The organism is Pseudomonas sp. LBUM1678, assembly GCF_059695575.1.
The window spans coordinates 3,307,398-3,321,875 of the sequence record NZ_CP166775.1 but is presented as its reverse complement, the minus strand read 5'-3'; the positions used below and the strand labels follow the sequence as shown (position 1 = coordinate 3,321,875).

General features: G+C 60.8%; 13 protein-coding genes and 1 pseudogene. 11 read left to right on the top strand and 3 right to left on the bottom strand.

Annotation, left to right across the window (positions count from 1 at the left end):
• Positions 1-3: 3 nt before the first annotated feature.
• Both ACA070_RS15210 and ACA070_RS15205 read left to right on the top strand, forming a co-directional pair.
• The gene (locus ACA070_RS15210; RefSeq protein WP_497451837.1) at positions 4-1,602 is read left to right on the top strand and encodes an ABC transporter permease; all 1,599 of its coding nucleotides are present in this window, start codon (positions 4-6) and stop codon (positions 1,600-1,602) included.
• Complete coding sequence (locus ACA070_RS15205; protein ID WP_497451836.1) at positions 1,599-2,669, top strand: ABC transporter ATP-binding protein; 1,071 nt, start codon at positions 1,599-1,601, stop codon at positions 2,667-2,669. Before ACA070_RS15210 ends, ACA070_RS15205 begins: the two co-directional genes overlap by 4 nt.
• Positions 2,670-2,672: 3 nt before the next feature.
• On the opposite strand, the pseudogene ACA070_RS15200 reads toward ACA070_RS15205, so the two are convergent.
• A pseudogene (locus ACA070_RS15200) lies at positions 2,673-3,563 on the bottom strand (site-specific integrase).
• A gap of 402 nt (positions 3,564-3,965) precedes the next feature.
• On the opposite strand from ACA070_RS15200, the gene arnB reads away from it, so the two are divergent.
• The 8 genes from arnB to ACA070_RS15160 are packed head-to-tail and all read left to right on the top strand — an operon-like array spanning position 3,966 to position 12,778.
• The gene (arnB, locus tag ACA070_RS15195; RefSeq protein ID WP_497451835.1) at positions 3,966-5,114 is read left to right on the top strand and encodes a UDP-4-amino-4-deoxy-L-arabinose aminotransferase; all 1,149 of its coding nucleotides are present in this window, start codon (positions 3,966-3,968) and stop codon (positions 5,112-5,114) included.
• The gene (gene arnC / locus ACA070_RS15190; RefSeq protein ID WP_497451834.1) at positions 5,111-6,130 is read left to right on the top strand and encodes an undecaprenyl-phosphate 4-deoxy-4-formamido-L-arabinose transferase; all 1,020 of its coding nucleotides are present in this window, start codon (positions 5,111-5,113) and stop codon (positions 6,128-6,130) included. The genes arnB and arnC overlap by 4 nt, the downstream gene beginning before the upstream one ends.
• Entirely contained in the window at positions 6,127-8,133 is a 2,007-nt protein-coding gene (gene arnA, locus ACA070_RS15185; protein WP_497451833.1) for a bifunctional UDP-4-amino-4-deoxy-L-arabinose formyltransferase/UDP-glucuronic acid oxidase ArnA, read from the top strand. Before arnC ends, arnA begins: the two co-directional genes overlap by 4 nt.
• Positions 8,133-9,017: a 4-deoxy-4-formamido-L-arabinose-phosphoundecaprenol deformylase gene (gene arnD / locus ACA070_RS15180; RefSeq protein WP_497451832.1), complete on the top strand. Its 885-nt coding sequence runs from the start codon at positions 8,133-8,135 to the stop codon at positions 9,015-9,017. The genes arnA and arnD overlap by 1 nt, the downstream gene beginning before the upstream one ends.
• A complete protein-coding gene (gene arnT / locus ACA070_RS15175) occupies positions 9,014-10,663 on the top strand; it encodes a lipid IV(A) 4-amino-4-deoxy-L-arabinosyltransferase (RefSeq protein ID WP_497451831.1) in 1,650 nt (549 codons plus the stop codon). The genes arnD and arnT overlap by 4 nt, the downstream gene beginning before the upstream one ends.
• Entirely contained in the window at positions 10,660-11,004 is a 345-nt protein-coding gene (gene arnE / locus ACA070_RS15170) for a 4-amino-4-deoxy-L-arabinose-phosphoundecaprenol flippase subunit ArnE (protein WP_497451830.1), read from the top strand. The genes arnT and arnE overlap by 4 nt, the downstream gene beginning before the upstream one ends.
• Entirely contained in the window at positions 11,001-11,402 is a 402-nt protein-coding gene (arnF, locus tag ACA070_RS15165; RefSeq protein ID WP_497451829.1) for a 4-amino-4-deoxy-L-arabinose-phosphoundecaprenol flippase subunit ArnF, read from the top strand. The genes arnE and arnF overlap by 4 nt, the downstream gene beginning before the upstream one ends.
• Entirely contained in the window at positions 11,399-12,778 is a 1,380-nt protein-coding gene (locus ACA070_RS15160) for a UDP-glucose dehydrogenase family protein (protein ID WP_497451828.1), read from the top strand. Before arnF ends, ACA070_RS15160 begins: the two co-directional genes overlap by 4 nt.
• Here the strand turns inward: ACA070_RS15160 and ACA070_RS15155 are convergent.
• Complete coding sequence (locus tag ACA070_RS15155; protein ID WP_497451827.1) at positions 12,745-12,981, bottom strand: hypothetical protein; 237 nt, start codon at positions 12,979-12,981, stop codon at positions 12,745-12,747. The genes ACA070_RS15160 and ACA070_RS15155 overlap by 34 nt on opposite strands.
• On the opposite strand from ACA070_RS15155, the gene ACA070_RS15150 reads away from it, so the two are divergent.
• Positions 12,971-13,498, top strand: a complete 528-nt coding sequence (locus tag ACA070_RS15150) for a GNAT family N-acetyltransferase (RefSeq protein ID WP_497451826.1) — start codon at positions 12,971-12,973, stop codon at positions 13,496-13,498. The two genes, ACA070_RS15155 and ACA070_RS15150, sit on opposite strands and share 11 nt — an antisense overlap.
• On the opposite strand, the gene ACA070_RS15145 is transcribed toward ACA070_RS15150, so the two are convergent.
• Complete coding sequence (locus ACA070_RS15145) at positions 13,482-14,447, bottom strand: LysR family transcriptional regulator (protein ID WP_497451825.1); 966 nt, start codon at positions 14,445-14,447, stop codon at positions 13,482-13,484. The two genes, ACA070_RS15150 and ACA070_RS15145, sit on opposite strands and share 17 nt — an antisense overlap.
• Positions 14,448-14,478: the final 31 nt, after the last annotated feature.

Sequence of the window (14,478 nt, the reverse complement as noted above, 5' to 3'; positions counted from 1 at the left end):
GTGATGCCTGAAACCCTGCCAACGGGTATCCCCACGGCGATACCCGATAACCTGCGACGCCGCGCCCGTGGCGTCTTCGCCGGTCGCGGTGGCGCGTGGGTGATCGGTTTGTCAGTGCTGGTTTCGTTGCTGGCGCTGATGCCGATTGCCTTCGTCATCGGCGTGTCGATACAAACCGGCTGGGCAACGCTGGTGCCGCTGGTATTCCGTCCACGGGTCGGCGAGTTATTGATCAACACGGTGTTGCTGGTGGTGATCACGATTCCCCTGTGCGTTGCGCTTGGCCTGGCCCTGGCCTGGCTGACAGAACGCACCAACCTGCCGGGTCGACGTGGCTGGTCGTTGCTGGCCACCGCGCCGCTGGCGGTGCCGGCCTTCGTACACAGCTATGCGTGGGTCAGCCTGGTTCCACCGATTCATGGGCTGTTTGCCGGGGTGCTGGTCTCGGTGATCGCCTACTTCCCTTTCCTGTACCTGCCTATTGCCGCCACCCTGCGCCGGCTCGATCCGGCGATCGAAGACGTCGCCGAATCCCTGGGGCTCAAGCCTTGGGCGATCTTTTTCCGCGTGGTGTTGCCGCAGCTGCGCCTGGCCATTTGCGGCGGTGCCTTGTTGGTGGGCCTGCACTTGCTGGCCGAATATGGCCTGTACGCGATGATCCGCTTCGACACCTTCACTACGGCGATCTTCGATCAGTTCAAATCCACCTTCAACGGCCCCGCCGCCCACATGCTGGCCAGCGTGCTCGCGCTGTGTTGCCTGGTAATGCTGACCGCCGAATCCGCCGCTCGCGGTACGGCGCGTTACGCCCGAGTGGGCTCCGGCAGCGCACGGGAGCAGCGGCTGGTGTGTCTTGGCGCGCAAGCCACCGTGCTTGGATTGATGCTGCAAATCAGCACCTGCGCACTGGCACTGGGTGTACCGCTGATCACTTTGGGCAAATGGTTGATCGCAGGCGGCACGCAAGTCTGGGACCTGGCGGAGTTGATGCCGGCGCTGGAACAAACCCTGCTGCTGGGGATTTGCGGCGCAGTCCTCACCACCTGCGCTGCCATCCCGATTGCGTGGCTGTCGATCCGCTCACCGGGCCGGCTGCAACGATTGCTGGAAAGCTGCAACTACATCACCAGCTCGTTGCCCGGGATCGTTGTGGCCCTGGCCTTGGTCACCATCACCATCCATTTCGCCCGGCCGATTTACCAGACCACTGTCATGGTGCTGCTGGCGTATCTGCTGATGTTTTTGCCCCGTGCGTTGGTAAGTTTGCGTGCAGGCATTGCGCAGGCGCCGATAGAACTGGAAAACATGGCGCGCAGCCTCGGTCGCTCGCCTGCGCGGGCCTTGTGGCTGATCACCCTGCGCCTGGCCGCGCCCGGTGCTGCCGCCGGCGCCGCGCTGGTGTTTCTGGCGATCACCAATGAGCTGACCGCGACCCTGCTGCTCGCCCCCAATGGCACGCGCACACTGGCCACCGGTTTCTGGGCACTGACCAGCGAAATCGACTATGCCGCCGCGGCGCCCTATGCCTTGCTGATGATTTTGCTGTCGCTTCCGTTGACCGGACTTCTTTATCACCAATCCAAACGAACGGCTGGCCGATGAACGCTCTTGAGCTCGATTCAATCTACAAATCCTACGGCGCTCACAAAGCCCTGGAGAACATCAGTCTGTCGGTACCCGCCGGCAGCCGAACGGTGATCGTCGGCCCATCCGGTTCCGGCAAAACCACATTGCTGCGGATGATCGCCGGCTTCGAATTCCCGGACACCGGCAAGCTGTCGCTCAATGGCCAGACGCTGGTCGACGACACCCATGAAATCCCGGCCCACCAGCGCTTGATTGGCTATGTTCCCCAGGACGGCGCCCTGTTCCCGCACATGACCGTGGCCGCCAATATCGGATTCGGGCTTTCGACCAAGGGTGACGCCAAGCACCAGCGAATCGCTGAGTTGATGGACAGCGTCGCCCTCGATTCGAGCATGGCCAGACGTTGGCCCCATGAGCTTTCCGGCGGCCAGCAACAGCGTGTGGCATTGGCCCGGGCCCTGGCACAGCAGCCGCGCTTGATGTTGCTGGACGAGCCGTTTTCGGCACTCGACACCGGCCTTCGGGGCGACATGCGCAAAATGGTCGCGCGGCTGCTGAGCGACGCCGGCGTCACCACCATTCTGGTGACCCATGACCAGAGTGAAGCGTTGTCGTTCGCCGATCAGCTGGCGGTGATGCGCGACGGTCGTCTGGTGCAGTCGGGGCATCCGCTGGACCTTTACCGCTATCCCGACGATGAAGAAACCGCGCTGTTTCTCGGGGATGCCGTGGTCATGCCCGCCCGGATCGAAGCCGGTTGGGCCCATTGCGATCTGGGCCGTATTCCGGTCAACAACCACCGCAACAACAAATCGGCGCAGATCATGCTGCGCCCCGAGCAACTGCAACTGGTCAGCATCCAGCCCAGTCCGACCGAAGTCGCCGGGTGCCGCGCCGTGGTAACCGAGCGGGATTTCAGCGGCAACACCTGCACCTTGACCGTGGAGTTGCAGCCTACCGTCGCCGGTGACCCGCACGGTCGATCATTGATGGTGCGCAGTTCCGGCATGTACGCGCCACCCGCCGGCAGTGCGGTTCATGTCTCGACCATCGGCCATGCCCATGTGCTGAGCGAACCGTGAACATCAAAGATCGAAACGATCCACCGCCCGACGCCGCTCGTTGTCATCGCGCACATCGTAGTTGGCCGTCGTCTGGATGTTGCTGTGATGAGCCAGTTTCTGCGCGATCGACAGGTCGTGCTCTTAGATCACCCGGGTAATGAACGAGCGCCGGAAATCGTGGGGCATGATTTTCACCCCGACCTGCGCACCGCGCTGCCGGGCGATGTAGTAGATCGCGTGTTTGGTGATGCGCTCGCGGGTGATGTGGCTGCCACGACGGATACGGTTGAACAGGAACGGGTCGTCCACCTCGCCTTCCTTGAGGTGTGAACGGCGCAGTTCCAGCCACGCCTGCAGTTTTTCAAAGGCCCAGGCCGGGGCGTATTTGATCAACTGCTTGTTGCCCTTGGCGATGACCCGCAAGCTGCGCTCGCTGAAATCCACTTGTGACAAGTCCAGGTTCACCGACTCGGATTTGCGCATCCCCGAGCCATACAAAATCCCGATGATCGCCGCGTCTCTCAACCCTTGAGGACGCGGGTCGGCGGCACACGCCGCCATCATCTCCTGAATCAGCGAGCGCCTGAGGTTGCGGCCTTGGGACAACCGCGTGCCGGCAATCCCTTTCACCGAGCGCATTTTCAGCAAGTGTTCCTGGCTGATCAGGCTCATGCGCCACGCCTCGTTCATCACTCCGCGCACCGCGTTGACGTACAGCGAAGAGGTATTCGGTGCGTACCCGTCTTCACGCAGGGCCGCGACCAGCGCAATGACATTCTCAGGTTGGAGTTGATGCCAGGGAATCTCCTCGACGTTCATGTCTTCGAAGCCCAGACGGTCGGCCGCATCCTGCAAAACGTAACGCATGGTCAGTTGGCTGGACGGCGCCAGTCGGGCCAGGTACACGGTCATCGGGCTGGTTTTCGACGCAACAGGATCGGTATCAGGTAAGTCAATCAAACGAAACGGCCTTGAGTGGAAACAATTCAGTAAAGACAACTAAGGATTGAAACATTCTTCATATAAAGCGGAACACTTCGGTGGGACTTTTCTTCTGCAAATCGCGATAAACGGTAGAAGTCTGAACAGTGGCTGTATGACTTTCAGATAAACGATTCGCAGACCGGTTTTTCATGTTCCTTTCACAAAATCGGGCATAACCTTCAATCAACCCGACGAGCCCTTGTGGGCCGTCACGCTGCCGGCCGCAGCCCGGAATGTCAATTGATGGCTTCCTGCTCTGGCGGATAAACCCTTGAAAACACGCTTCTTTCGGCGATTTCGCTGAAGGGCGTCGTTCGCCCGGAGATTCTAATGAGTGAGGCATTTCTCCCCTTCTCCCGCCCCACTATCGGCGATGAAGAAATCGCTGCCGCAGAGCAAGTATTACGTTCCGGCTGGATCACTACCGGACCGAAAAACCAGCAACTGGAAGAGCAATTCGCCCACTATGTCGGCTGCCGACACGCCGTTGCACTTTCGTCTGCCACCGGCGGTATGCACATCGCATTACTGGCATTGGGAATCGGTGCTGGCGACGAAGTCATTACGCCGTCCCAGACGTGGGTGTCCACCGCCAACATGATTTGCCTGCTGGGTGCCCAACCGGTTTTCGTCGACGTAGACCGCGACACGCTGATGAGCGACCTGGCAAGCATTGAAGCGGCGATCACGCCGCGCACCCGGGCAATCATTCCAGTGCATTACGCCGGTGCCGCCTTCGACCTCGATCCGCTCTACGCCTTGGCCGACAAACACGGCATCCCCGTCATCGAAGACGCCGCCCATGCGGCTGGCACCTTCTACAAAGGTCGGCATGTCGGAGCGAAAGGCACGGCGATTTTCTCGTTCCACGCGATCAAGAACATGACCTGTGCCGAGGGCGCGATGTTCGTCAGCGACGACGAAGCACTGGCAAACCGGGTGCGCATGCTCAAGTTTCATGGTCTGGGCGTTGATGCCTATGACCGCATGACCCACGGCCGTAAACCTCAGGCGCAAGTGATGGAACCAGGTTTCAAATACAACCTGGCCGACATCAATGCCGCCATTGCCCTCGTGCAACTGGAGCGTCTGGGGGAGATCAATGCCAAGCGCGCCGCGCTGGCGCGTACCTACCTGCAACGCCTCGAAGGTTCAACGGTGCAACCGCTGGCCATTCCGTCATACCCGCAGCGACACGCCTGGCACCTGTTCATCCTGCGCATCGACGCCGAGCGCTGCGGGCTCGACCGCGAAACGTTCATGAGAGCCTTGCAGGAACAGAACATCGGCACCGGCATTCATTTCATCGCCACGCACCTGCACACCTATTACCGCCGCCGTTTCCCCAACATTTACCTGCCCAACACCGAATGGAACTCGGCGCGCCTGTGCTCGATTCCGTTGTTCCCCGACATGACCACCGATGACGTCAATCGCGTTGTCGATGCCATTGAACACACCCTGGACAGAAGCCTTTGAAACCCTATCCGATCCGATGCGTGTCGATCGTTATCCCGGTCTACAACGAGCAAGACAGTCTGCCCGAATTACTGCGGCGCACCGAAGCGGCGTGCCAGCAACTGCACCATGACTACGAAATTGTGCTGGTGGATGACGGCAGCCGTGACAACTCGGCGCAAATCCTCGAGGACGCCGCCAATCGCGAGTGCAGCCCGGTGGTGGCGGTCATTCTCAACCGCAATTACGGCCAGCACGCGGCAATCATGGCCGGTTTCGAACAGTGCAAAGGCGACGTGGTGATCACCCTCGACGCCGACCTGCAAAACCCGCCGGAAGAAATCCCTCGATTGGTAGCGCAGGCCGAGCTTGGTTATGACGTGGTCGCCACGGTGCGCAGCAATCGCCAGGACTCCGCGCTCCGCCGCTGGCCGTCGAAGCTGATCAACCTCGCGGTGCAGCGTTCCACCGGCGTGGCCATGAGCGATTACGGCTGCATGCTGCGCGCCTACCGCCGCAGCATTGTCGACGCGATGCTCGCCTGCCGCGAACGCAGCACTTTCATCCCGATCCTGGCCAACAGCTTTGCCCGGCACACCACGGAAATCCTGGTGATGCATGCCGAACGTGAACACGGCGAATCCAGGTACAGCCCCATGCGTCTGGTCAACCTGATGTTTGACCTGATTACCTGCATGACCACCACGCCGCTGCGGCTGCTGAGCATCGTCGGTTTCGCCATGGCCGGCCTCGGTGTGGCGTTCGCCACCGCGTTGATCGTCCTGCGCCTGGTCTTCGGCGCGCAATGGGCCGGCGACGGCACGTTCGTGTTGTTCGCCGTGCTGTTCGTGTTCACCGGCGGCCAATTTATCGGCATGGGCCTGTTGGGCGAATACCTGGGCCGCATGTACAGCGACGTCCGCGCCCGCCCCCGTTTCTTCGTCGAGAAGGTCCTGCGTAGCCAGCCCGCCACCCCTGCTCCCGTTGTCACCGTCGACGGCCTCACTTCCACTTCTTCCGATCAGGTTCTCTCATGAGCGCAAAAGCTGTTGTCTTCGCCTATCACGATATTGGCTGTACCGGGATCGAAACTCTGCTCAACTCGGGCTTTGATATCGCCGCGGTGTTTACCCACGCCGATGATCCGAAGGAAAACGCCTTTTACGGCTCCGTGGCGCAACTGTGCGCGAGCAAGGGCATTCCGGTTCACGCCCCGGAAGATGCCAACCACCCGCTGTGGATCGAGCGCATCAGCAAGCTCAATCCCGATTACCTGTTCTCGTTCTACTACCGCCACCTGCTGAGCGAACCACTGTTGGCCACGGCCCGCAAAGGCGCGTTCAACCTGCACGGTTCGTTGCTGCCACGCTACCGGGGTCGCGCGCCGGCCAATTGGGTGCTGGTCAACGGTGAAACCGAAACCGGCGTGACCCTGCACCGCATGGTCAACCGTGCCGACGCCGGCGCGATCGTCGCCCAGCAACGAGTCGCCATTGACCGCAACGACACGGCGCTGAGCCTGCACGGCAAATTGCGCGTGGCCGCCACCGACTTGCTGCGCGATGCCTTGCCGGCGTTGCTCGCCGGTCAAGTCAGCGAAACCCCGCAGGACGAATCCAAAGCCACAGTGTTTGGCCGTCGCACCCCGGCCGACGGCAAGCTGGTGTGGAAGCGCCCCGCCGAAGCACTGTTCAACCTGGTGCGTGCCGTGACCCAGCCGTATCCGGGCGCGTTCTGCGCCGTGGGTGAACACAAGCTGATTGTCTGGAGCGCAGACGTTGCCAAGGGCAATGAAGGCCAGGCACCGGGCCGGGTCATCAGCGTCGATCCGCTGCGCATCGCCTGTGGCGAAGACTCGTTGGTGATCACCGCTGGCCAACGCAACGACAACGGCTTTTTCCTGAGCGGACCGCAACTGGCCAACGAACTGGGGCTGGTCGAGGGTTCGGTGTTGCGAGGCGCGGAGTCCGGCCGTGCGCCGCGTCGCACTCGCGTGCTGATCCTTGGCGTCAACGGGTTCATCGGCAATCACTTGTCCGAGCGCCTGCTGCGTGACGAACGATACGAGGTGTACGGACTTGACATCGGTTCGGACGCCATCGACCGCTTGCGCAGCCATCCGCGTTTCCACTTTGTCGAAGGCGATATCAGCATCCACTCCGAGTGGATCGAGTACCACATCAAGAAGTGCGACGTGATCCTGCCGCTGGTGGCGATTGCCACGCCGATCGAATACACCCGCAACCCGTTGCGGGTGTTCGAGCTGGACTTCGAAGAGAACCTGAAACTGGTTCGCTACTGCGTCAAATACAACAAGCGCGTGATCTTCCCTTCCACCTCCGAAGTCTATGGAATGTGCCAGGACCAGAACTTCGACGAAGACACCTCCAACCTCGTCGTCGGCCCGATCAACAAGCAGCGCTGGATCTATTCGATCTCCAAGCAATTGCTCGACCGGGTGATCTGGGCCTACGGCCAGAAAGGCCTGAACTTCACCCTGTTCCGCCCTTTCAACTGGATGGGCCCGCGCCTCGATCGTCTCGACTCGGCACGTATCGGCAGCTCCCGGGCGATCACCCAATTGATCCTCAACCTGGTGGAAGGCACGCCGATTCGCTTGTTCGACGGCGGCGAGCAGAAACGCTGCTTTACTGATATCGCCGACGGCGTCGAAGCGCTGGCCCGGATCATCGACAACGACAACGATGCCTGCAATGGCCAGATCATCAACATCGGCAACCCGGACAACGAGGCCAGCATTCGTCAGTTGGGCGAAGAGCTATTGCGTCAATTCGAAGCGCACCCGCTGCGGGGCAACTTCCCGCCGTTCGCCGGTTTCCGCGACGTGGAAAGCAAGGCGTTCTATGGCACCGGCTATCAGGACGTGTCCCACCGCAAACCGAGCATCGCCAACGCCAGGCGTCTGCTGGACTGGACGCCGACCGTGGAAATGAGCGAGACCATCGGCAACACCCTGGATTTCTTCCTGCGTGAAGCCATGCTTGAAATCGCGGAGCACGCTACAGAAGAAGCATGCTGATGCAGGCAGGCCTTCGAATCGATGTCGACACTTACCGAGGCACTCGTGATGGAGTGCCCCGGCTGCTGGAAATCCTCGATGAAGCACAGGTCAAGGCGACGTTTTTCTTCAGCGTAGGGCCAGACAACATGGGGCGCCATCTGTGGCGCCTGATCCGCCCGCAATTCCTCTGGAAGATGCTGCGTTCCAATGCTGCCGGCCTGTATGGCTGGGACATTCTGCTGGCCGGTACGGCCTGGCCGGGCAAACCCATTGGTCGCGACCTTGGGCACCTGATGCGTCAGGCCCGGGATGCCGGCCATGAAGTCGGCCTGCACGCCTGGGATCACCATGCATGGCAAGCCAATGCCGGGCGCTGGAGCGACGCGCAGCTGATCGAACAGATCCGCCAGGGCGTGGACACCCTCAGTGACATCCTTGGGCAAACAATCCAGTGCTCGGCGTCTGCCGGTTGGCGCGCGGACGAGCGTGTGATCGAGGCCAAGCAGGCGTTCGGCTTTCGCTACAACAGCGATTGTCGTGGCCAAAGCCTGTTCCGGCCGACCCTGGCCGGGGGTGGGTTGGGGGCGCCGCAAATTCCGGTGGACCTGCCGACCTTCGATGAAGTGGTCGGCCCTAGCGTCGCGGCCAAGGACTTCAACGGCTTCATTCTCGATCGATTCACCCCCGACAAACTCAACGTCTATACGGTCCACGCCGAAGTAGAAGGGATTCTGATGGCCAACGATTGCCGCCGACTGCTGGCCGATGCACGCCAGCGTGGCATCTGCTTCAAACCCCTGGGCGATCTGCTGCCCGAAGCCCTCGGCACCTTGCCAAGCGGCCGTGTCGTGCGCGGCACGCTCGCAGGCCGGGAAGGCTGGCTGGGAGTGCAAGGCGTATGAGTAAACGCTGGGCATTGCCGCTGCTGCTGGGGATTTTCCTGTTGGCGTACCTGTTGCCATTGGGCAGCCATGGTTTATGGATCCCCGACGAAACCCGCTACGCGCAGATCAGCCAAGGCATGCTCCTGAGCGGCGACTGGGTGTCGCCGCACTTCTTGAGCCTGCGCTATTTCGAAAAACCGGCGGCCGGTTACTGGATGATCGCCGCCGGCCAAGCGCTGTTTGGCCAGAATCTGTTTGGCGTGCGCTTTGCCTCGGCCCTGAGCACCGGCCTGAGTGTGATGCTGTGCTTCCTGATTGCCCGCCGACTGTGGAACGACCCGCGCAAGAGCTTTGCCTGTGCGCTGCTGTACATGAGTTTCACCGTCATCGCCGGCGCTGCAGGCTACGCCAACCTTGATCCGCAATTCACTTTTTGGGTGAATCTGAGCCTGGTCGGTCTGTGGTTTGCGCTGGACAGCGTCCGCCGTGGCCCGCGCCTGATCGGTTGGGCAGTGTTGGGACTGGCTTGCGGCATGAGTTTCCTGACCAAGGGTTTCCTGGCCTGGTTGCTGCCGGTGCTGATCGCCCTGCCCTTCATGGCGTGGCAAAAACGCTGGCGTGAGCTGCTGATCTACGGCCCTGTGGCGATTATCGTGGCCATCGCGGTGAGTTTGCCGTGGGCGCTGGCGGTCCACTCCCAGGAACCCGATTACTGGCGATTCTTCTTCTGGCACGAACACATCCGTCGCTTTGCCGGTGACGACGCCCAGCACGACGCGCCGTGGTGGTTCTATTTGCCGTTGCTGGTGGCGTTCAGTCTGCCGTGGGCAGCGTTATTGCCGTCGGCGCTTGCGCAGGCGTGGAAAAGCCGTGGCCAGGCCAGCATCGGTTTTCTGCTGCTGTGGCTGCTGATGCCGCTGCTGTTTTTCAGCCTGAGCAACGGCAAATTGCCGAGCTACATCCTGCCCTGCCTGCTGCCATTGGCCTTGCTGCTGGGCCATGCCCTGGCCGACCGGCTCAAGCTGGAACAAGGCCGGGTCCTGGGCATCAACGGCTTGCTGAACCTGCTGCTGGGCCTGACCACCCTGCTCGCCCTGGTTTATCTGCAACTGCAAAAGCCGATCTATGACCATGAACTGCACAACCTGGTGCTGGTGTTCATCGGCCTGATCGGCTGGATCATGGCCAACCTGCTGCAAGCCTTCAGACCCCTGCAATGCTGGGCAGCACCGGCGTTCGGCAGTCTTTTGCTGATTGGTCTGCTGCCCGCGGGGCTACCCAATTCGGTGGTGGCCAACAAGATGCCCGACCAATTCATCCTCGAACATGCCCAGGAACTCGGCCAGACCAACCGACTGCTCGCCAACGATCTCGGCGCCGCAGCCGCCCTGGCCTGGCGCCTGAAACGCCCGGACGTGGCGTTGTACAACACGATAGGCGAACTGAAATATGGCCTTGCTTATCCTGACTCGGTGCAGCAGCGCGTCGATCCCGATCAGGTTCAACAGTGGATGCGCAACGCCCGGCAAAGCGGCTCGGTCGGCGTGGTGATGCGGGTCAAGGGTGAGGACGAGCTGCAAGAAATCGAACGCCTGCCCAAGGATGGCAAACGCTATGAACAAGGCAATCTGGTGATTCTGATCTTTCCTCAGGGTGCGTCATGAGCCTGCTTCTGCTGTTGGCCGCGTGCCTGCTGACCTGTCTGGGCCAGATCGCCCAGAAGTACGCCGTCGAGAGCTGGCGCGCGAAGCCGTCGGCCTGGGGCGAGAAACTGCGCTCGCCGTGGTTGTGGCTGGCACTCGCTGCGCTGGGGTCAGGCTTGCTGATCTGGCTGCTGGTGTTGCAGCGCCTTGAAGTCGGCGTTGCCTATCCGATGCTGAGCCTGAACTTCGTACTTATCACGCTGATCGCCCGCTTTGTCTTCCACGAACCCATCGACCGTCAGCACTGGCTGGGCGTGGCGCTGGTGATCGGCGGCGTGATTCTGCTGGGGCAACACGCATGAGCCGGCGTCGCGGAATCACTTTCGCCATGGGCAGCGTGTTGCTCGGCAGCGCGGCGCAATTGGGCATGCGTTGGAGCATGACGCGCCTGCCGTCCCCCGAACACTTACTGACGTCCAGCATCGATCCGACAGCCGTCGCCGTGGTGCTGGGCGCGATCCTGGCCTACGCCCTTTCAATGGTTTGCTGGCTCGCCGCCCTGCGCGATGTGCCGCTGGGCCGGGCCTATTCGCTGCTGAGCATCAGCTACGCGCTGGTGTATCTGCTGGCCGCCAGCCTGCCGCTGTTCAACGAAACGTTCAGCCTTTCCAAAATCCTTGGGGTGGCCTTGGTCATGCTCGGGGTCATCGCCATCAATTCACGTCCAGCTCGCGCGCCCGAACTCAGGAGTGCCTCATGAAAATCAGTGTATTTGGTAGCGGTTACGTTGGCCTGGTGCAAGCCGCCGTCCTGGCTGAAGTCGGCCACGACGTGGTCTGCATGGACATCGACGAGAAGAAAGTCGAGTTGCTGCAACAAGGCCACGTGAGCATTTTCGAACCGGGGCTGGCCAGCCTGGTGCGCGAAAGCCTGGAAGCCAGACGCCTGCAATTCACCACCGATGAAAAACTCGCGGTGCAGCATGGTCAGGTGTTGTTTATCGCAGTCGGTACGCCGTCCCGGGACGATGGCTCGGCAGACCTGCGTTACGTGCTGTCCGTGGGCGAAGCGGTGGCCCGGCATCGTGAGCAGCCGGTAATTCTGGTAGAAAAATCCACGGTGCCGGTGGGCACGGGCGACACCTTGCGCGCGCATATCGACAAGTGCCTGATCAAGGTCGGCCGCTTGCTGCAGTTCGATATCGTCTCCAACCCCGAGTTTTTGAAAGAAGGCTCCGCCGTGGCGGATTGCCGGCGCCCGGACCGCATCGTGATCGGCTGTGAAAGCGATGACGTGCGCGATGTGATGCGCGACCTCTACGCGCCGTTCAACCGCAATCACGACCGCATCATGTTCATGGACCTGCGCAGCGCCGAGCTGACCAAGTACGCCGCCAACTGCATGCTGGCGACCAAGATCAGCTTCATCAACCAGATCGCCGAACTGGCCGAACACTTGGGTGCCGACATTGAATCGGTGCGCCTGGGCATCGGCGCCGACTCGCGCATCGGTTACCACTTCATCTACCCCGGCTGCGGTTATGGCGGCTCGTGCTTCCCGAAAGACATGCGCGCGCTGATCCACAGCGCTGAAGAGGCACACTGTTCCAGCGACCTGCTGCAAGTGGTGGAAGCGATCAATCAGCGGCAGAAGCACAAGCTGTTCGAGCGCATCAATGCGTTCTACAAAGGCGACTTGCGCGGCAAGACCTTCGCTGTGTGGGGGCTGGCCTTCAAACCCAACACCGATGACATGCGTGATGCGCCGAGCCGTGTCCTGCTGGAATCGCTGTGGGCCGCCGGCGCCAGCGTGCGGGCGTTCGATCCGGAAGCCATGCAGGAAACCCAGCATTTGTATCCCGACGAGTCGAAGTTGATGCTGATGGGCACACCGGAATCGGTACTGGCCGGCGCCGACGCGTTGATCATTTGCACTGAATGGCAGCAATTCAAGGCCCCGGATTTCGGCCTTATTCAGCAGCGGTTGAAGGCGCCGGTGATCTTCGATGGACGCAACCTGTACGACGCCGAACGCCTCGCCCGCAATGGTTTCCTGTACTTCCCGATGGGCCGAGGCGAATCACGCAAACTGCCGATTCCGCATCAGCAATGGCCGGCGGCGCAGGTTGTCGCTTGATTTGACACCGAGGTGTTGACGCATACCGATCCCTTGTAGCAGCTGCCGAGCAACGCGAGGCTGCGTTCGGCGACGAAGTCGTCGTAAAACCTGCGCATACGGTTTGCCTGATAAACCGCGTTGGCTGATTTCACGACTGCTTCGCAGCCGAACGCAGCCTCGCGTTGCTCGGCAGCTGCTACAGTGCCGCGCATGAATTTCATTGTCCGCCGTGCCCAACTTTCCGACGCCACCGCCCTCCCCGCCATCGAGCGTTCGGCGGCCGGGCTGTTTCGCTGTGACGCTTCTCTGGCCTGGCTCGCCGACGCTAAGGTGCACGATGCTGGGCACCATCAACGGGTGATCGAAACGGATGACGTCTGGGTGGCGCAATCGGCCGATGGCGCACTTATGGGATTTGTCAGCGCGGTCCAGGTCGACAACGAACTGCATATTCAGGAACTGTCAGTCAGCCAACACTTTCAGGGTCGCTGCGCTGGACGAAAGTTGCTGTTAGCAGCCATTGAATGTGCCCGGGATCGAGAACTCTATGGTCTGACCCTGACCACGTTTCGCGATGTGCCGTGGAATGAAGCGTTTTATCAGCGCATGGGCTTTGAAACATTGAGCCCCGCACAACTGAGCTCCCGTTTAACAGTGGTATTGAACAACGAAGTGGCCCATGGTTTACCCGGCGAACGCCGTTGTGCAATGCGTTTGATCCTTAGACTGGCGCCTTAAGATCCACACCCAGCGCCCGCGCAAATGCCTTGACCAGCGGACTGCGCACGGTGTTGTGCCGCAGGATCAGATTGAACGGCGTGACGATGCTGATCAGGTCCGGGCGCACCGCGCGAAATTGCCCCTGAGCCACCATCGATGCGGCGTAATGCTGGGGCAGAAAACCCACGAAGCGCCCGGTCTTGATCAACAACGCCACGGCTTCGACCTGGGTCGCCGACGCCGAAAAACTGTCGTAGTGGGCAAAATTCAGTTTGTCGCGATGAATCGCGTATCGGTGGTTGATGCACTCGTAATCCTTGAGCACATGGCTGCCAATTTCTGCCTCCGGCACCGAGAACAGCGGATGCCCGACCGCGCAATAAACCTCAGAACGTTCTTCGTAGAGTGCGTAGTAATCGAACTCTTCGCGTTTCTGATAAACCGGGACAATGCCTGCCACTAACCGACCCTCTACCACGCCTCTTTCCACTTCATCCAGTTGCGAGGCCTGAAGTTGAAACCTTACTTTCGGAGACTCTTCATTAATCCTTCTAAGCGCAGCAACTAACGGTGAATTAGCGTCAGAGATTGTATTGTCAATTACGCCCACGCCAAGATCGCCGACAAGTTCATTCTGCGCCGAACTAAGCCGATCACGAAAGTTGTCGACCGAGGCAAACAAGTCGATGGACGCCTGGTACACCAGGCTGCCTTCCTCGGTGAGGTGAAATCCTTCGCGGCCGCGGGTACACAGGCGCATGCCGATGCGGATTTCAAGGTCGGAGATCTGTTTGCTGATGGCTGCCAGCCCCACGTTCAGCTCGTTCTGGGCGGCACTGAAGCCCCCGGCCTCGACCACGGCCTTGAACACTTTGAGCAGTTTGAAGTCCAGACCACTGAGGGTCAGCGGTGCGCGATGCGCCGTTTTCAGCGGCGGGTTTCCGGAATTGGAAAGTGGGGTTTCCATAATGCTTATTTACCTCTGGCGCCCTATTCAA

Coding starts and splice junctions, on each gene's coding strand:
- arnA (WP_497451833.1), top strand. CDS start 6,127: ATGAGCGCAAAAGCTGTTGTCTTCGCCTATCACGATATTGGCTGTACC.
- ACA070_RS15145 (WP_497451825.1), bottom strand. CDS start 14,447: ATGGAAACCCCACTTTCCAATTCCGGAAACCCGCCGCTGAAAACGGCG.
- arnT (WP_497451831.1), top strand. CDS start 9,014: ATGAGTAAACGCTGGGCATTGCCGCTGCTGCTGGGGATTTTCCTGTTG.
- arnF (WP_497451829.1), top strand. CDS start 11,001: ATGAGCCGGCGTCGCGGAATCACTTTCGCCATGGGCAGCGTGTTGCTC.
- ACA070_RS15210 (WP_497451837.1), top strand. CDS start 4: ATGCCTGAAACCCTGCCAACGGGTATCCCCACGGCGATACCCGATAAC.
- ACA070_RS15150 (WP_497451826.1), top strand. CDS start 12,971: ATGAATTTCATTGTCCGCCGTGCCCAACTTTCCGACGCCACCGCCCTC.
- arnB (WP_497451835.1), top strand. CDS start 3,966: ATGAGTGAGGCATTTCTCCCCTTCTCCCGCCCCACTATCGGCGATGAA.
- ACA070_RS15155 (WP_497451827.1), bottom strand. CDS start 12,981: ATGAAATTCATGCGCGGCACTGTAGCAGCTGCCGAGCAACGCGAGGCT.
- arnE (WP_497451830.1), top strand. CDS start 10,660: ATGAGCCTGCTTCTGCTGTTGGCCGCGTGCCTGCTGACCTGTCTGGGC.
- arnD (WP_497451832.1), top strand. CDS start 8,133: ATGCAGGCAGGCCTTCGAATCGATGTCGACACTTACCGAGGCACTCGT.
- ACA070_RS15160 (WP_497451828.1), top strand. CDS start 11,399: ATGAAAATCAGTGTATTTGGTAGCGGTTACGTTGGCCTGGTGCAAGCC.
- ACA070_RS15205 (WP_497451836.1), top strand. CDS start 1,599: ATGAACGCTCTTGAGCTCGATTCAATCTACAAATCCTACGGCGCTCAC.